The sequence below is a fragment of the Cellulophaga sp. F20128 genome (assembly GCF_023015805.1).
GTDB lineage: Bacteria > Bacteroidota > Bacteroidia > Flavobacteriales > Flavobacteriaceae > Cellulophaga.
Genome location: NZ_JALKBA010000002.1, coordinates 363,833 through 382,591 on the forward strand (window position 1 = coordinate 363,833; position 18,759 = coordinate 382,591).

Below are 18,759 nucleotides of genomic sequence, written 5' to 3' on the forward strand. Positions count from 1 at the left end.
TATTTAAATATTATCTTGTAATTATGATTGCAGTAGTACACATTTTTTCTGGGAAACGTTTACGCCCGAATATAAAAATAACACTAATTATTTTGTTCGGCTTTTTTATAATTTCACCAGTTTTAGGTCAAGAAAATTTTGACTTAAAAAGTGATGCGTTAATTTCTAAGTCATTCAACAAAAATGAAATTGAAGGGTTGGAGTCAATGGTGAGGTATGTGGACAAGATGGTGCTGAAAATGAATAATCAGCCAAACATTAATAAAGCCTACCATTTGCTTTTTGAAAAAATAGCGCTGTCTGTAGAAACCTTTGCTCCCATCAAGGAAACTGAAAAATACCAATTTCTCAAAAGTTTGAATTCTGAGCAATTCTCAGCCGTATATGAATTTAACACTTTGGATAGGGTCTACGTACAAAATGTTGACTATCAAAACCTTACTAATTTCACTGTGCTAGACATTAAACCATTTAGCAAATACATGGACTATCTTAAGCTAGTCGGAAAAGAAGATTCTTATTTTAAAGGAATTCAAAATAAATTTGAGATGGTTGGCGGATTTTCGGCAGCTGATGCTTATTGGTTCCCTGCGAACCATGCACAATTCGATTTTACTATTCCTAAAAACAGGTTGTGGGCAGTTATTTATGTACTGGGAAAGGAGGAAACTATTGCTATGAAATTAGATAGATACCTGGATACTAATAAATAATATTTAATAGCATAAATTATGGGAAACAAATGATATGAAAAGTATCTTGCTCGTTTGTTTAACAAAAATTTTAATAAAAGCTATTGTATTGATGAATGCCTGCCTGTTGCCATTTTCTAGTTTCATTATTATTTGTTATATTTAAGAATAACTTAGTACTTATGAGTGGAGCAGGACATGTAATTGATATGAATAATAGGATGAGACAAAATCGTTCTATGACATCTTCCAATAGGCAAAAATTTCAAGGAAGTAATCGAGAGTTAGATTTTTCAATAAAAAACACCACAGAATTAAGTTTTAAAGTGATATCCGAAAAGGAATTGGCTGGTATTAAAAATACGATACGTTCAAAGGCAAAGGCTTCTCAAAGAAGAGAAGTTATTATTTTTAGTGGCGTTCTACTTAGTGCCCTAATTGTATTAATTTACTGCTATACCAAATATGTTAATTAACACTTTAAAGGCAAAAAAAATAGCCTTTTCTTTTTTAAAATAACGCTTTTTTACCTTCTGTTTTCTTAGGTTTATTCCATACTCCGTATAATAACCCATCTAGTTTGGTATATTTGATATTCCTTTAATTAGATTAGAAATAGTGATTACATTAAAATTAGCAAACCAAACCGTAAAATTAGACCAAGGTGAACTCGTGAGTTATGCGGTAAATGAATATGAATACATACACCAGAAGGGAAGCCCTGGATGGGGGAGTTCGGATACCGAAATGTTTCCAGTTATTGGGCCAACTGTAGCTAATAATTTTAAAGTGAGGACACCCATAGGGGATGCTGTTCAAGACCAACACGGAATTTTACGAGAGTTAGCTTATGAATTGGTAGAGCAATCAGCTACCACTGCTATTTTTCAAAAAAAGTATACGGCAAACACCAAGGTTACCAATTCTAAGTATCCAGAAAAATCATCGGTAAATGAAGTACATTGGCCCTATGATTTTCAGTTTCAAAAAACAATACATCTAAATAATGAAGGAGTAGAGATTACCTTTAAAATAAAAGCAGAAGAGGGGATGCCTTTTATGTTTGGGTATCATCCGGCTTTTAAAACAGAAAGTAGCGCAATAGCAATTGAAGTTTCTGCAAGTAAAAGTGTTACGGTATCTGAGATCCAAGAAGCGGGCAGTAGGGCCTATTATGTAGCCAACAATACAACAATTGTTTTAAAAAGGAAGCAGCCTTTAGAAATTAAAACGGAAGGCTTTGGACAGTTTATGTTCTGGACAGAGGTAGGTACAATGGTTTGCATAGAGCCCATTACTTTTTATCCCTATGATACTGCACAAGATAAGTTGTCTAAAGGGTATGATTATATGGAGAAAGATGTGAAAATATATAAAGTATATTTAAAACCGAATAAAAATTAGAATGTCAAAAAAAATTTTAATCATCAATGGACATCCCGATGAGGAGAGTTTTAATTTTGGACTTTCTAAGGCGTATTGTAAAGCTGCTTTGGCTGCAGGTGCCGTCGTTAAAATTATTGAAATTAGAGCCCTTAGTTTTAATCCTAATTTACAATATGGGTATCGAAAGCGAACGGAGTTAGAGCCAGATTTAATAGAAGCCCAAAAAAGTATTATGTGGGCTGAACATTTGGTTTGGATATACCCTGTTTGGTGGGGTTCTGTACCTGCCATAATGAAAGGTTTTATTGATCGAGTTTTTTTACCCGGATTTGCATTTCAAAAAAAAGAAAATTCCGTTTGGTGGGATAAATATTTAGGCGGTAAAACGGCACGGTTAATATGTACTTTAGACCAACCAGCTTGGTATTATAAATGGGTGTATGGAAGTCCAAGTCACAAAGCAATGAAAAAACTTACAATGCAATTTGTAGGTGTTAAAAAAGTGAAAATTACGTCTATTGGCCCCCTACGATTGTCAAAAGAATCCTATAGAGAAAAGTGGCTATCAAAGGTTGAAAACCTCGGAAGGTCCATGTTGTAATCTTTTGAAATATTGTTAAGATGACAAAAATCATAGTTTTTGCTTTCTAACATTCTTATATTTATGGTTGCTTACTAAGCAGTTACTTTAATATGCCTATAATTCGCTTTTATTTAGGAATGGTGCTTGCCGTACTGGCAATAGGATGCTCTAACTCTAAAAAGGAGAAGTATACAGCCATTGATGGTTTAAGTAGAGACAAAGACAATATAGCCTTGCTTCAAAAAGTGTCGGCATTGCCTCAAGATATTCTATCTCCAGAAAACAACCCTTTGTCAGAAGATAAAATTGCCTTGGGTAAACTGTTGTTCTATGATCCCATTTTATCGGGCAATCAAGATGTAGCCTGTGTTACTTGTCATCACCCTAGTACTGGTTATGCAGAGTTTTTAGATCTTTCCATAGGTCCTAATGCACATGGCTTAGGGAGTAAGCGTAAGTTTAAAGTGCCAAATAATATTCCTTTTGTGAAACGCAATGCGCAAACCATATTAAATGCTGCTTTTAACGGTATTAATATCTATAACAAATACGATCCGGAAAATGCATCCATGTTTTGGGATGAACGGGTTAGTAGTTTAGAAAGGCAAGCCTTGGAACCAATAAAGGCATTTGAAGAAATGCGAGGAAATGATTATGCGGAAGATGAAATCTTGGATGAAGTTATAAGTAGATTGAAAAAAATACCAGAATATAATTTGCTTTTTGAAACTGCTTTTAACGAAAAGAATGCCATTACAATAGATAATTTGGCCAAAGCCATAGCCGCTTTTGAGCGTACTTTAGTTACAACCAATTCTAGATTTGACCAATACATGCGCGGGGACGAAGATGCAATTCATATTTCTGAAAAAGATGGTTTTGAGTTATTTAAGACCGTGGGGTGTATGAACTGTCATAACGGTCCCATGTTTTCAGATTTTAAACCGCATGTTATTGGAGCACCAGCAAATGCCAAGTTAAAAGAAGAAGACAAGGGAATTAAAGATAGTTTTGCATTTAGAACACCCACCTTGCGTAATTTGCGGTTTACTGCTCCCTATATGCACAATGGAAGCTTAACCACTCTGCGTAGAGTGTTAGAGTTTTATGAGGATATATCCAATGGTAAAGTAAGGCATAAGTCTATTCCAAAGGATAGGTTTGACCCGTTGGTGCAAGAATTAGATTTGTCGGTAAAAGATATGTCATTGATTATTTCATTTTTAAATACTCTTAATGACGAAAACTTTGATAAAGAAATTCCGAAATCTGTGCCCAGTGGTTTACCAGTGGGTGGTGAAATATTAACGAAATAAATTAAAATTTTATTGATTTCTTCGGCTTAGTTCATTTTCCGTGATATACCCATCATTATTGGTGTCGCGTCTGTCAAAATTTTCTTTTAGGTTTCCTTTCGCTTCTTCCTTAGAAATTTTTTTGTCCTTATTGGCATCCATGCGTGCTACTATGTTGGCAAAATTAGGAGCCGCGTTTGCATTCTGATTTTCTCTAGGTCTTTGCTGATTGTTGGTTTGTTGTGTTCTTTCCCGGTTTCCGCCAATCTTAAAACTGTCACTTGGGGTGCCGTTAAAGCATCTGCCCGCTGATGGAAAATCATCAGAAACAACATAATAATAGGTTCCCTTCGGAAACTCGGGAGTAACGCCCGTTCTTCCATTGCATTCATCCAAATCGCCGTAGTGCTCTTGATAAGCGTAATCCCGTACATATTTTCCAGTATAGACACCATCTGGCGCTGAAACCCCGTCGCCCGGCCGTTCCCCTTTTTTAAGGGAATAACTAGATTTTAACTCAATAACTTCACTCTTGGAGTTCATAGGATCTTTATAGCCCATTTTGTAATAGATGGGGAATCCGTCTGCGGCCCAACCCACAAGGTTCATTGTATTTTTACTAAAATTAGAAACTAAGCCCGTTGGGGTTCCGTGGTAATGGTATTCTCCGTTAGGCTGTACATGCGCGTTGTTCCGGTCGTCCCCTAAATTTACCTCATCACTTAGCGCTTCCAAGGTCCATTCGTAATTGGGTTGCTTGGTTTTAGTGTTTCTAAAATATTCATTGGCAGAGGGTTCAAATTTCACCCCATTGATAGCTACTCCAAAAACATAATTAGGCTTTCCGCTATCTATTCCTAAATCATAAACAAAAGTCTTGTTTTGCGCTAATTCAGGGGTTAGATCTATCTCGTATAATTTGTCTTGTTCCGAAATGGTATTGGGGTTACCTCGTGTTGGAAATTGACCAACAGTGTGATTGGGTATGGCGTTCGATTTTATTATTCGAACATCACGCCTCTCATTTTCAGAAATGGTTACTTCATTTTTAAAACCGTGTTCTACCAAGCTATCATTGGTAATGTGTGCAATGGATTCGTTATTGTGGGAATGGGAAATACCATCATGGCTATGCGTTTCTTTTTCAACAGGAATAGTCATTAAATCTTTAGCAAAAAGTACCGTGCCCACATAGTTTTTTCGCAATGCCTTAGTAGTAGCTTCTTCGTCTACAGTAGTAAAGCTAAAATGTGTTAATACCAAATTTGTCACATTGGCTTCTTTTGCCATCCGTGAGCTTTCATCCAAAGTAACATGGGCTCTTTCCTTTTTGCCGCCGTTTTTTCGGTTGGTAGTTCTGTTCGTATTTCCGTTCACGTTTTTGTTTCCGTTTCTATTTTTTCTCAGTTCAATGGCACCGCCAGAGTCAATAAGTAAGTAATCGGCATTTTCTGCCAATTTTGGTAGATTTTCGGAATAAGATAAATCCCCTGAAATAACAATGGAACTTCCTCCAGCATCAAAGCGATAAGCGACCGTTGCAATAGTGTGGTTTACCGGTATACATGAAATTTCAATGTCACCAATGATAAAAGATTGGGCTCCATTTAAATTTTTTACGGTAAAATTGGTTTGTACATCTGTTAGGGTTCTTGCACTTCGCGACAGTCGGTAATTAATATCTTCTTCGTAATTTTCTAAAATGCTTTTTACTAAGTTTTCAGTTGGCTTTGGTCCTGCAACTATGAATTTATTTGCACCTAGAAGCGATTTGATAAAAATAGGAGTAAATTCTTCATTGTGGTCCAAATGGTGATGGGTAAAAAGAAGTCCATCGAGATCTTTAGTTTTGGTTTTTATCTTATCTAGATTGGCTTGAGAGCCATTGCCCATATCAACCAAAATCTTTGTGTTTTTATAAGAAACTAAAACAGAAGGCCCAGCGCGTTCAGTGTCGTATTTTGGTGATCCCGAACCGATAATTGTAGCACTTAAAGTCGCTGTGTTTTCTTGAGCATAGGAATGAAGACCAACACTAAAAATCAATAGGAATATATATTTTTGCATTACGGATTGTTTCAGTCTTGGACCATTCTTTTTTTAAAAGGTTTAAGAAAAAAATAAAAATAGTAGTAATGAAGTACTATTAGCGAGGTCCGTTTTTTAAGCAAACCATTAGCTAACTACAATAAATGCCCTTGTTTCGTTTTTAATGACGCACAACTTTTGGGATCATTTTAAATAGAATAAAGCTTGTAGTTTTTAAGCTTTGAATTCATATAGGCTTTAAGGTTTCGCAATGTAGCTTTTCTAAAGTCTATAACTTATACAGATGTAGGAAATAGTAAAAGATGATAAATTAAAAGGTGCCTACAATACCTAGTTGTCTACCGTTGAATTTTAGATTCCAAGTGATTTGTTTGTCCTTTTGTGGGTAATTATAGGTTTTAGAATTAAATAAGAATTTATCAATTCCATCCACCACAACAATACTTAAAGCGGCACCAAAAACGATATCACTGGCCCAATGAGCACCATCAATTAATCTTGATATTGCAGGTGCGCTACCAATAGAGTAAATTCCAATTTTAGCCCAAGTGCTTTTGAATTGTTTAGCAACAGAGTGCGCAATTGTCATTCCTAAAACAGTATGTCCAGATGGAAATGAAAAATATTCTTCTTCACTGGCAAATAGTTTAAAAGTATAGGGGTCTTGGCCAGAATATGGACGAGCACGGCCAAATGCTGAGCGAGCTAAAATTTGTAAATAGCCAGCTGTTAGAGATGATGAAATTATTAGAACAGCCGTTTTTCGGACCTGTTCATTTTTAGTAAATAAACCAAAACCATATATGCCTGCATTCATCATAAGGTAATATTTTGGTTTGGCAAAATAATATCCAAAATCTTGAATAGGTTGAGGGAAACTTGAATCATGTCCTCTAAAAAAGGTGCTGGTTTCGTTGTCAGCTACCGCTATAATTGCTGTACCTGCAACAATACTTCCTAATTTTGCGTAGTCCTTTCCTTTCCAGTGTAACGGCCTAGTGACGGAATGTTTTATACTGCGCCATGAGGCATTAGTGTCGTACTTTAAAATTTGCCAGGTTTTACTGCTATCAGTAGGTTGGTTTCTTAGTTGTGCTGAAACATTAACAACAAAGAAAAATATAATTACAGGGCTTAACCGCATATTTAGCTTAATCTGTTTTGTGATCATATTAGAAAGTAGTTGCTCTTGAATGAAGGGACTATACTTTATAATAGTATTTTAAGGTGTAAAATTACATTTTTTAAGGGTTAGAATGCGATCAATTTTAGCTAAGCTATCAATGTAATCTTTTTTAATTTCACTGAAGCAAACGCTGATATGGGCCTTTCTACTTAAAAGATGCAGTTTTCGGGATCATTTTTAATATAATACGCCTTGTAGTTTTTTGCTTTTGGATTCATACAACCTTTAAGATTGCGAATTTCTACCTTTCTAAAATCTATAGGTTGTCCTTCGCTTTGCAAGGCAATAAAACCTTCTTTTAAAGGCGTGCCATCTATTTTTATTTTAGGATCGTAGCGATTGGCAACACCACCGCCAATTTGAGGCTTGGTGTAGCTTAAAACTTTTTCGCCATTGATAATATGTGTCACTAAGGAATCTCCTAAAACAATGGCTTCTGCACGCACCCATTGTTCGCCAAAATAGGTTTTTGAGGTTGATTCAATACAATGTCTAGGGTCAACTTTTCCATTGTAAACAACGTCGGTTCCTGGAGAACACATATTGCCTGTTGGCCGTGCTTTGCCTTCTTGTAACCCAGCCAAAAATTGCATTTCTACCGAAATTGGCCAGTCTTGTTCTTTCAGTACTGTTCTTGGATCTTGTGAATGAAACATTACGCCACTGTTTTTAATGGTATAACCGGGTGCTCCAGGATGTAACTCTCCAACAAACCTATATTCTATAACCAGATGATAATAGGAATACGGCTCATTGTAGTATAAATGCCCATAACGTTCATTAAACGGTCCCTCGTAATTATCATAGCGTACCTTTATAATACTATCTTCTACCCTAAAAGTATCGGCATAATTATCCCCTGGTTCATAATGATGAACCTTGGTGGTCCAATCCTTAAGGTCTTTTCCATTAAACATTGCATGCCATCCATTGTCTTCTATGGTTGTTTTTTTTACGGTAGCACATTGTAAAAAAAGGATAGACAGGAGTAGAAAAATTGCGGTATTAAAATAAGTTCTCATTGTTTTTGGTTTAAAAAAAAATGAAGATAGTATTTTATTAAAAAACGATGCGATTCTAGGCGATAAATTCCACAAAAGGATTTGTTTTTGTATTTTAATTATAAAGAGTATTCAATGTAATATAAGTCTATTGGTTTATATTTGACTTCTTACGTTTAAAACCAAAAATAAACAGCCAAATGAAAAAACTAATGCTAATTTTTCTTGCCACTATTTTAATTAGTTCTTGTGGGGCCATCGAAAAAAAAGAAGGAGATTTTAAATTATTGCCATTGCCACAAGAGTATGCAATTAGTGGTATTAGTGATTTGCAATTTGAGGATGTTATCTTGGCTTATGCCAAGGAAGGGGATGAGCTTCCTTTTTTGGGGAATTTTTTCAACGATTTAAAACTTACACCAGACCAGGATAATGCTCAAATTACCTTTAGTATTGCGTCAGACTTAGATATAAAAGCAGAAGGTTATACATTAGAGATAAGCACGGTGCAAATTAACTTACAAGCAAAGGATAAGGCCGGACTTATGTATGGGTTCATGACCCTAGGGCAGTTACTTCAAGATGCAAAAGAGCAAAATGCTTACTTGCCGGTATGCAGCATAAAAGATTACCCAGCCTTGGCGTATCGGGCAATTCATTTGGATGTAAAACACCATTTAGAAAAAACATCGTATTACTATAGTTTACTAGATAAGTTGGCCAGTTATAAAGTAAATGCCATTATATTAGAAATAGAAGATAAAGTAAAGTATCAGCGGCAACCAATAGTGGGGTCGCCAGATGCATTAACCATTGAAGAATGGAAAGAAATTAGTGAATATGCCCATGCTCGAAATATCGAAATAAGCCCTTTGGTGCAAGGACTTGGTCATGCTTCGTTCGTTTTAAAACACGAAGAATATAAAGATTTAAGAGATGATCCTAATAGTGATTGGGCCTTTAATCCCTTAGATCCAAAAACATATGAGGTTCAGTATGATCTGTATTTGGATGCAATAGAAGCTATGCCTTATGGAAAGTACTTGCATATTGGAGGGGATGAGGTACATACCACTGGACGAAATAGTGGAAAATCACCCTTAGAATTACAGTTAGATTGGCTGGCCAAGGTGTGTCAATTTGCAGCAGAACAAGGGAAAACGCCAATCTTTTGGGATGATATGCCATTAAAGCATGCTGGGGTATACAGCGCAATGTTTAATGGAAATTTAACTGCTGCAGAAGTCGATTCCATTTGGGCAAAGAACGAACACAAATTAGTTGAGTTTTTAGACGTTTTTCCTAAGAATTGTATCTATATGAGGTGGAATTATAATATTCCACAGGCCTTAGGAAACAAAAAGGCAATGGAATGGTTTATGGAGCATGACTTGCAAGTGATGGGAGCAACGGCTGGGCAAACAAGATGGGTGCTTATGCCTCAAAATGAAAGTAATATTGAAAATATTAAGTCCTTTGCAAACAGCTCTATTTCAAGTGGTTTAAACGGTTTGTTGTTAACACTTTGGGATGATGACTCTCCTCATTTTGAGTTGTATATGCGCGGGATAATTGCTTTTTCAGAATTAACCTGGTCTGGAGATAAAAGAACAAATACAGCCTTGAAATCTGCCTACAGACAAAGAGAGTTTTCAAATACAGTAAGTGATAGCTCCTATGCTTTTATAGATGCATTAGAAACACCTGTAGCCCATTGGAAAAATATATTGTTAGAGAATAAAGTTTCTCGAAATATTTTAATGCGTGATAAAAGATCTAAAGAAGAACTTGTCATCACATTGCCAACTAAAGAGGCGAAGGGAGCTTGGAGCAAAAAGTATGCAAAACGTATTGAACAAGCGCAAAACACTCTAGTTGCAACCAATGATGTTGCTAAAAAGATAGCATCAGTTAAATCACTTGCAACGCGTAACACCTATAACTTAGAAGTGTATGAGCAAGTGAATAAGTTAGTTTCATATTCGGCGAATGTTATTGTTGCCTTGTCTAATTATGATACGGCTACCACAGATGCAGAACAAGCTACGGCTTTCAAAGCAATTAGCGAATTGTCTAATGAATTTAATACCGTTAGAAATTCATTGGAAAAAGTTTATGGGGAAACCCGGATTTTAACGAAACCAGAAAATTATATACTGGATCAAGACCACCATGCGCATTTAGCAAACCAGACTATTTCTTTTGATTGGATGTTTATAGGTGAATTATTCTTTCTGGAGACATTGGAAAATCACATTACAAACGGCGGTTTTGGGTTAGAATTAAAGCCTAGTGATAAATAGTAGTTCCGGAAAAGTAGAAGCTATATAAAACACACTTTTGTTTTTACGGGCTATTTGTAAACAAAACAGTAAATTTGTGTAATGCAAAATTACTTTCCATTTGTAAAGTGGCTTTCAGCCTATAAAAGAGGAGATTTAATTAAAGATATATTGGCTGGTTTTACGGTTGGTGTTGTTTTAATTCCTCAGGGCATGGCCTATGCTATGATTGCTGGGTTGCCTCCTGTTTATGGTTTGTATGCGGCATTATTTCCCACCTTAATTTATGCTTTTTTTGGCACCTCTAGACACATAGCCGTGGGACCTGTGGCTATGGATTCACTTTTGGTGGCAGCCGGTTTAGGAGCCTTGGCGTTAACAAAAACGGAAGATTATATAGCGATGGCCATAGTACTAGCCTTTATGGTTGGAGCCATTCAGTTTACCCTAGGGGTTTTTAGAATGGGGTTTTTGGCTAATTTTTTATCTAAACCCGTTATCAGTGGCTTTACTTCTGGAGCTGCAATAATTATCATGTTTAGTCAAATTAAACATTTGTTAGGAGCAGATATTGAGGGGAGTAATAAGTTTATAATTCTGTTGCAGAATGTTTTTCAAAGGGTTGCAGAAACTAATATGTACGACCTTGCAATAGGTGTTGTGGGAATAGTAATTATTGTTGGATTAAAAAGTTGGAACAAAAAAATACCATCCATTTTATTAGTAGTCATTCTGGGAATTTTGACTGTTTTTTTCTTCAACCTTCAAGAATATGGTGTTAAAATAGTTGGAGCCATACCCGATGGTTTACCTACATTTCAGGTGCCAGGGGTCACTTTTAAAAACGCCTTGGATATATGGCCTTTTGCACTTACATTGGCATTGGTTGGGTACTTAGAAGCTGTTTCTATAGGTAAGGCATTGGAAGAGAAAAGCAAAGAAGAAACAATCGATGTAAATCAAGAATTAATTGCTTTAGGAACCTCAAATATGGTAGGTTCGTTCTTTAGATCTTTTCCAGTTACGGCAAGTTTTTCAAGATCTGCTATTAATTATGAAGCGGGAGCAAAAACAAATTTAGCATCCTTATTTAGTGTAGTAATGGTGGTGCTAACCTTATTGTTTTTAACACCATTATTTTACTACCTTCCAAAAGCTGTGCTAGCCTCTATTATAATGGTTTCTGTTTTTAGCTTAATAGACTTGGGTTACCCCAAAGAATTGTGGAAATTTCGTAAAGATGAATTTTTGGTGTTGTCCGTCACCTTTTTGTGTACCTTATTTATTGGGATTAAAGAGGGGATTTTAATTGGTGTTTTATTTTCATTATTGTTGATGGTGTATAGAACATCCAACCCACATTTTGCCGTACTAGGCAATGTGAAAGATACAGACTATTACAAGAATGTAGATCGTTTTGGAGCAGAAGTGATCACTAGAGAAGATCTTTTAATAGTTCGGTTTGATGCACAATTGTATTTTGGAAATGCTAGCTTTTTTAAGACGGAATTGTATAGACATATCCATAAGAAAGGAGCAACCCTAAAAGGGGTTATTTTAAATGCTGAAGCTATTAATTATATAGATTCTAGCGCCGCTTTAATGTTAGAGAAAGTAATAAAGGAAATTCACGACAAAAACATACAGTTTTATGTTGCCGGAGCCATTGGTCCAACTCGAGATGTAATTTTTGCGAGTGGTATAATTACAGAATTGCACCAAGAGTTTTTATTTGTAAAAACAGCAGAAGCCGTAACCTATTTTGATGAACCAAAAGCAATTTCGGTATTGAGGGCAAAGGTGGCACATCAAAAAAATTAGGAATGATATATATCATAAAAGTGAATTAGAAAAAAGCGTATTTTTACGTAGATAGATAAAGAAAAGGATTATGAAAATAGAACAAATATATACAGGGTGTTTGGCACAAGGTGCTTATTATATAGAAAGCAATGGGGAAGTGGCTATAATAGATCCTTTGCGGGAGGTAGAGCCTTATTTGAAAAGGGCAAAGGCCGATAACGCAACCATAAAATATATTTTTGAGACTCACTTTCATGCCGATTTTGTAAGTGGACATGTGTCACTTTCAAAGGCAACTGGAGCGCCAATAGTGTTTGGACCTAATGCCAGTACTACTTTTGATTCTATCATAGCGAAAGACTTGCAGGAATTTAAATTGGGAGAAATTACCATTGTGGTTTTACATACCCCAGGACATACTTTAGAAAGTACAACTTATTTATTGCGGGATAAAAATGGAAAGGACCATGCTATCTTCTCTGGAGATACTTTATTCTTGGGTGATGTTGGAAGACCCGACTTAGCACAAAAGTCGGCTGATATGACTAAAGAGGACTTGGCAGGTATTTTGTTTGATAGTTTGCGAACTAAAATTATGCCATTGGCCGATGATGTAATTGTTTATCCAGCACACGGAGCTGGTTCTGCATGTGGTAAAAATATGATGAAGGAAACAGTGGATACTTTAGGGAATCAAAAACAAATGAATTATGCACTTAGAGCAGATATGACCAAGGCAGAATTTGTAAAAGAGGTTACTGATGGTTTGGCACCGCCACCAAAGTATTTCCCTTTAAATGTAAAAATGAACAAAGAGGGGTATGATGATATAGATATTATCCAAGATCGGGGAACAACACCCTTACCTCCAGATGAGTTTGAAGTACTTGCAAACGAAACGAGTGCTATCGTTTTAGATGTAAGGCATCAATCAGACTATGTAAAAGAGCATATTCCACGTTCTATTTTTATTGGTTTGGATGGTAGTTTTGCGCCATGGGTGGGCGATTTAATAGCAGATGTAAAGCAGTCTATTTTATTAGTAACCCCAGAAGGAAGAGAAAAAGAGGCAGTAACCCGCTTGTCTCGCGTTGGTTTTGATAAGACCGTTGGTGTACTAAAAGGGGGAATTGAAGCTTGGAAAGCGGCAGGAAAAGAGGTAGATAGCCTGCGTTCAATTTCTGCAGAAGATGCCAAAAAGGAAATTGCATCAAACAAGGCTCCGGTATTTGACGTACGTAAAGTAGCGGAATACCAATCTGAACATTTGGTAGATGTGCACAGTACCCCATTAAGTGAATTAAATGATCATTTAGCAGCGTTTCCTTCAGAAGAAACCTTTTACGTGCATTGTGCAGGCGGGTACCGCTCTGTCATTGCAGCATCTATCTTAAAGAGTAGAGGTATTCATAATTTGGTTGATATAGCTGGTGGTTTTGCAGCGATGCGAAAGGCGGAGATGGACATAACCAACTATGTATGCCCATCAACTTTATAGAAAAACACTTATTTAGTGTATGGTAATGATAGCTTTCGGTTTAGTCACGATCTCTAAAACACCATCATTCCAAGTATAACTTTCAGATCCATTTATTTCTAATTCTTTAGTTGTAAATGGATTTTCTAATTTAATAGTTCCTCCTTTTTCAGAAAGTATTTGAACAAAAGTTGTGCTCCCCTTTTCTTTTTTGGCAGAAATAAGAAATGCCCCTTCTGTTCGCAACTGCTGAAAAGAAACCTCCTTCCAATTCTTGGGGATGGCTGGGAAGAGTTTTACGATTCCGGTATGACTTTGGATCAGCATTTCTTGGATGCCAGCAGCAAATGCAAAATTCCCTTCCAAGGTAAATGGTCTGTAGGTAAAGTTAGATTTTCCCGTACCAGATTGGTCGCCATTCACATGAAAACTGTTGGGTAACACAAAAGAGGTTGCAAAATCTTTGAGCGCTTTAGCTGCCCCCTCGCCATCAAAAGCACGAGCTTTTAAATTGCCTAACCAACTAAAAGAATAACCTACCCATTGGCTAGAGCCTGTTTTGTCTAAATTGGCAATGGTCTTATCAATAATTTGTTGCTGTTGCTTGCCGTTTGAATAATCTAATAGACCTAGTGGGTGTATGGCCATTAAATGCGAAAAGTGGCGGTGAGAACTATTAAACGGTAAGTCTGCTGTAAACATTAATCCATCTTCATTCACTGCGTAGTCTGGCCATTCTAAGCCTATTTTTTTCCATTTTTCTGCTTCGTCTTTTTTACCGAGTTCACTGGCAAGTTCACTTGCTTTTTCAAAAGTCCATCGCACAAGTGCTAAATCAAAATTACTCATCGAATCGAACCATGCATTTCTGGCATTGTTGTGAATTTCAGGACTAGAGCTCAAGGGAAGTTTTCTTTTTCCGTTAGCGTCTAAAACGGATAATTCATCCAAATGAATGGCTACATCTTTAATCCAAGGATACGCTTTGTTGGTAAGGAAATCTCTATCCATAGAATAGCGCCAATGCAAATAATAATGCTGTCCTAACCAAGCACTTACTGTTGGTCCAAAGGCATATTGAATCCATCCTCCCATAGGATCCCCAGTAAGGGTAGAAACTCCCGGGACATTTATTCCAGTTGTGTTGTAGTATTCAGCGGTGTATTTTTTAAAAGTTGGTTTGTATTTTTCTAACCAATCTATAAACCCTTCTTCTAAATCCAAATGGTTGCCAGAGTAGGTTGGCCAATAACTAAGTTGGGTGTTTAGGTCATGGTGAAAATCTCCCTTCCATGGTGGTAATTTTCCATTGTCAGCGGTCCAAACACTTTGTAGTGAAATTGGAGGTGCTCCTTTGCGAGCGGCGGCACCTAATTTATACATTTCCATATACCACTGGTTTTGTAAAATGGTGTCAGGAATCGAAATACTAGACTTGCTCCAAAAGGATGTCCACCACTTTTTATGGCTTGCCAGTAAATTACCTTTGTCGTTAAGAGCGCTATTTGCAGCAATGGTTTCTTTGGCGGTAGCCGTTACTTCCGTTTCAGTTTTTTTAGAACTTATGCTCCAACTTCCTTCTAAAGTAGTTCCTTCTTTAATCCATTCCGTATGAACTTCGTAGCTAAAGTCATTCCATCCTTTTTGAACATAGGTATGGGAATTTTTAGTGCTTATAATTTTACCTCCTGGATATTCCAACCTACGTAAATCTTTTCCAGTTACGGGATCTTCGGGACCTGCAGTTTTTATGGAAACATAACTTGGAGCAATAATTACCGGAGAAAGCTCTTGGGTTAGGTTTTCAAACCGATACCAGCCAATGGGTTCGGTGGCGTGTACAAAGGTTGTTAATTGAGTTCCATTTTTCCACTTTACTGTACATAAGGCATTCTTTAGGCTAAGGGTAACGGACGCAATTTCACCCAATTTTTTACTGTTAAATTCTAGGGCTGCCGCAGGAATTTTAGATGGTGCAGGTAGGTTGTCATAAGGAGCGTCATATTTTTGCTGTACTTTTTCGTACGTATTTTTGTGCCATTGTTCTAGTACCCATTTAAAATCATAGTTTTCAAAATCTAGATTGGCCATAGGGCGTAAATCCCATAAATCTGCCCGATCTAAGGAGAATCTTAAAGCGTCTTCGTTTTGCCATATTAAAGCACCAATGGTTGCATTTCCAAGCGGAATTCCTTCGTCCCAAGTACGTGCTAAAGCAGGGAATTTTAATTCATATTCAGGGAGCATTTTATTCCAAGGAGATGTCTTGTCTGTAGTGCATGAGCCTAATAGTAGCAGTGCAATAAGTATTAATTTTATTTTCATTTTACGATTTATTGTTTACTTTTTCAGTTGTTCTATTTTTTAGATCGCCCAATGCCATACATCTAGCGTTGGTTATTTTAATAAAAATCCTCCAGTTAACTTCCTGTATATTTTACATAACTACCAAACTTAAAAAGGGCCGCCTTCTGACAAAAAAGACAACCCTGTTTAACAAAAAACTAACTCAAATAAAAAACTAATTAACAGACTTTAAAAACTAGAACTTTAAAAATGTCTATTATCTTATAAAAGTAAATTATATAAAGGTAAGAATCTACCAATAATTTAACAGTTGATAATACTTTTTATACTTTTTTAGGTGTTATTATATAAATAATGTAATTTCACGCTTTGTTAATAGGTCAAATGCCCAATTATGAAATTACATTTAATAAACAGAACAAGTCTTAAAAACAGTTCGTTTACCGTTAAAAATAATGAGTATTCCAATTTTTTAAAAGTATGGCATTATCATCCTGAATTAGAACTCGTAGTTGTCTTAAAAAGTACCGGCAAACATTTTGTTGGTGATAGTATAGATAAATTTGAAGAAGGCGAAGTAGTATTAATTGGCAAAAACTTACCACACATGTGGTTAAACGATGATGAGTATTTTCAATCCGATTCTAATTTGGTGGCGCAAGCCGTAAGTGTTCATTTTGATGCTGAGTTTTTAGGCGCAAGTTTTTTTGATGTTCCAGAAATGAAGCCTATATCTGAATTACTCCAAAGGTCTATGTACGGAATTAAGTTTATTGGTTTAAGTCCCAAAATAAAAAAGGAAATTGTAGAACTGCTAGAGCATACTCCTTTTGTGCGAACGATGCGGTTAATTGAAATATTAAATTCATTGGCTAACCATAAAAACTACGCCTTGCTTTCTAGTGCTGGTTTTATAAATTCCTTTAATAAAACCGATAATAAGAATTTGGATCAGATTTATGAATTTGTTTTTAAAAATTTTAATACGCCTATACAATCCAAAGATGTAGCGGCAGTTGCGAATATGAATACCTCTTCTTTTAGCAGATTCTTTAAAAGAATACACAGAAAAACCTTTACAAGGTATTTAAATGAAATTAGAATAGGGTATGGTTGTAAGTTGCTTTTAGAAAAAAAGTACAATGTTACCGCGGTATGTTACGAATCTGGGTTTAATAATATATCAAATTTTAATAGACAATTCAAGGATATAACGGGCTTGTCACCAACAGAATATGTTAGATTTCATACTGAAAAAAGACAGGATTAGGGTATGTGGGCAAAAATAGTATCATTATAGGTGATAATATTGGTAGATTATTACCAACTCATAAATTAGATTTGTTTTTATTTTTAAAACTATAAAATTTGAAAACAGATACGACGATTACAGATATAGTAGTTAAGGATGTACGCTTTCCTACGAGCAGAACAATGGATGGTTCAGATGCAATGAACCCAGATCCAGATTATTCAGCAGCATACGTAATATTAAAAACAGATCACCCAGATGGTTTAGAGGGGCATGGGCTCACGTTTACCATCGGAAGAGGGAATGAACTTTGTGTAGCGGCAATAGAATCTCTTGCGCCTTTAGTCAAGGGTAAAACATTGGAAAGCTTTACTCAGAATATGGGTGAATTTTGGAAAATGATAACAGGTGATAGTCAGCTGCGCTGGTTAGGGCCAGAAAAAGGAGTCATTCATTTGGCAACAGGAGCTGTTGTAAATGCGGTATGGGATTTATATGCTAAAAAAGAAGGGAAGCCATTGTGGCAATTATTGGCAGATATGAGTCCTGAAGAATTAATTTCCTGCATAGATTTTACGTATATTACCGATGCAGTTACACCAGAAGAAGGGCTTGCATTATTAAAGAAAAATGAAAGTTCTAAACAAGAACGTATCCAGTATTTAAAAGAAAATGGATATCCAGCGTATACAACTTCTGCAGGTTGGTTGGGGTATTCTGATGATAAAATGAGACGTCTTTGCCAAGAAGCAAAAGCAGAAGGATTTAAGCATATTAAGATAAAAGTAGGTTCTGATTTAAAAGATGATATGCGTAGGGCGGGTATCATTAGAGAAGAAATAGGAGAGGATCTAAAATTGATGATGGATGCAAACCAGAAATGGGATGTAGATGAGGCTATTAGTTGTATGGCTGAATTAAAAAAGTACAATCCATGGTGGATAGAAGAGCCAACGAGTCCCGATGATATTTTAGGGCATGCACGAATTGCAAAAGCAGTTGCACCCATTAAAGTTGCAACAGGAGAACATTGCCAAAATAGAGTTATGTTTAAGCAGCTAATGCAAGCTGGTGCTATAGAGGTCTGCCAAATAGATAGTTGTAGAGTTGGTGGTGTAAATGAGATTTTAGCGATTTTATTAATGGCAGCCAAATTTGAGATTCCTGTTTGTCCTCATGCTGGTGGTGTTGGATTGTGTGAATATGTACAACATTTATCAATGTTCGATTTTATTGCAGTAAGTGGCTCTTTGGAAGATAGGATTATAGAATATGTAGATCATTTGCATGAGCACTTTTTTGATCCTGTAGTGATTAAAAATGGGGCGTATATGCCGCCGTCAATGGCTGGTTATAGTATTACTATGAAGCCAAAATCTTTAGCAGATTATAGCTTTCCAAATGGTATGGTGTGGGAAGACGATAGAAAAACAAATAGTTAAAAAT

At 36.2% G+C, this 18,759-nt stretch carries 14 protein-coding genes; 10 read left to right on the plus strand and 4 right to left on the minus strand.

The window, feature by feature from the left end:
* The first annotated feature begins 23 nt into the window (after nt 1–23).
* From MWU65_RS03740 to MWU65_RS03760, 5 genes are all read left to right on the plus strand, one after another.
* Nucleotides 24–713, plus strand: coding sequence for a hypothetical protein (locus MWU65_RS03740; RefSeq protein WP_247075827.1), 690 nt, complete (start codon nt 24–26; stop codon nt 711–713).
* A gap of 161 nt (nt 714–874) precedes the next feature.
* Nucleotides 875–1,168, plus strand: coding sequence for a hypothetical protein (locus MWU65_RS03745; RefSeq protein ID WP_247075828.1), 294 nt, complete (start codon nt 875–877; stop codon nt 1,166–1,168).
* A 142-nt stretch (nt 1,169–1,310) separates the two neighbouring features.
* Nucleotides 1,311–2,096, plus strand: coding sequence for an aldose 1-epimerase (locus MWU65_RS03750; RefSeq protein WP_247075829.1), 786 nt, complete (start codon nt 1,311–1,313; stop codon nt 2,094–2,096).
* A 1-nt stretch (nt 2,097) separates the two neighbouring features.
* Complete coding sequence (locus tag MWU65_RS03755; RefSeq protein ID WP_247075830.1) at nt 2,098–2,679, plus strand: NAD(P)H-dependent oxidoreductase; 582 nt, start codon at nt 2,098–2,100, stop codon at nt 2,677–2,679.
* A 92-nt stretch (nt 2,680–2,771) separates the two neighbouring features.
* A complete protein-coding gene (locus tag MWU65_RS03760; RefSeq protein WP_247075831.1) occupies nt 2,772–3,977 on the plus strand; it encodes a cytochrome c peroxidase in 1,206 nt (401 codons plus the stop codon).
* Nucleotides 3,978–3,986: 9 nt separating this feature from the next.
* Here MWU65_RS03760 and MWU65_RS03765 read toward each other — a convergent pair whose 3' ends face one another.
* The 3 genes from MWU65_RS03765 to MWU65_RS03775 all read right to left on the minus strand — a co-directional run bounded on the left by MWU65_RS03765 (nt 3,987) and on the right by MWU65_RS03775 (nt 8,213).
* Entirely contained in the window at nt 3,987–6,023 is a 2,037-nt protein-coding gene (locus MWU65_RS03765; RefSeq protein WP_247075832.1) for a YHYH protein, read from the minus strand.
* 292 nt (nt 6,024–6,315) lie between these two features.
* The gene (locus tag MWU65_RS03770; protein ID WP_247075833.1) at nt 6,316–7,176 is read right to left on the minus strand and encodes a phosphatase PAP2 family protein; all 861 of its coding nucleotides are present in this window, start codon (nt 7,174–7,176) and stop codon (nt 6,316–6,318) included.
* Nucleotides 7,177–7,340: 164 nt separating this feature from the next.
* Entirely contained in the window at nt 7,341–8,213 is an 873-nt protein-coding gene (locus MWU65_RS03775; RefSeq protein ID WP_247075834.1) for a DUF1080 domain-containing protein, read from the minus strand.
* Nucleotides 8,214–8,392: 179 nt separating this feature from the next.
* On the opposite strand from MWU65_RS03775, the gene MWU65_RS03780 reads away from it, so the two are divergent.
* The 3 genes from MWU65_RS03780 (at nt 8,393) to MWU65_RS03790 (ending at nt 13,775) form a co-directional block, all read left to right on the plus strand.
* Entirely contained in the window at nt 8,393–10,495 is a 2,103-nt protein-coding gene (locus MWU65_RS03780; RefSeq protein ID WP_247075835.1) for a glycoside hydrolase family 20 zincin-like fold domain-containing protein, read from the plus strand.
* 81 nt (nt 10,496–10,576) lie between these two features.
* The gene (sulP, locus tag MWU65_RS03785) at nt 10,577–12,295 is read left to right on the plus strand and encodes a sulfate permease (protein WP_247075836.1); all 1,719 of its coding nucleotides are present in this window, start codon (nt 10,577–10,579) and stop codon (nt 12,293–12,295) included.
* A gap of 70 nt (nt 12,296–12,365) precedes the next feature.
* Entirely contained in the window at nt 12,366–13,775 is a 1,410-nt protein-coding gene (locus MWU65_RS03790; RefSeq protein ID WP_247075837.1) for a rhodanese-like domain-containing protein, read from the plus strand.
* 12 nt (nt 13,776–13,787) lie between these two features.
* On the opposite strand, the gene MWU65_RS03795 is transcribed toward MWU65_RS03790, so the two are convergent.
* Complete coding sequence (locus MWU65_RS03795; RefSeq protein WP_247075838.1) at nt 13,788–16,079, minus strand: glycoside hydrolase family 95-like protein; 2,292 nt, start codon at nt 16,077–16,079, stop codon at nt 13,788–13,790.
* Nucleotides 16,080–16,455: 376 nt separating this feature from the next.
* Here MWU65_RS03795 and MWU65_RS03800 point away from each other — a divergent pair, with 376 nt between their 5' ends.
* Both MWU65_RS03800 and MWU65_RS03805 read left to right on the plus strand, forming a co-directional pair.
* On the plus strand, nt 16,456–17,331 hold the full coding sequence (locus tag MWU65_RS03800) for an AraC family transcriptional regulator (RefSeq protein ID WP_247075839.1): 876 nt from the start codon (nt 16,456–16,458) through the stop codon (nt 17,329–17,331).
* A gap of 164 nt (nt 17,332–17,495) precedes the next feature.
* Nucleotides 17,496–18,755: an L-fuconate dehydratase gene (locus MWU65_RS03805; RefSeq protein WP_348646017.1), complete on the plus strand. Its 1,260-nt coding sequence runs from the start codon at nt 17,496–17,498 to the stop codon at nt 18,753–18,755.
* Nucleotides 18,756–18,759 lie beyond the last annotated feature (4 nt).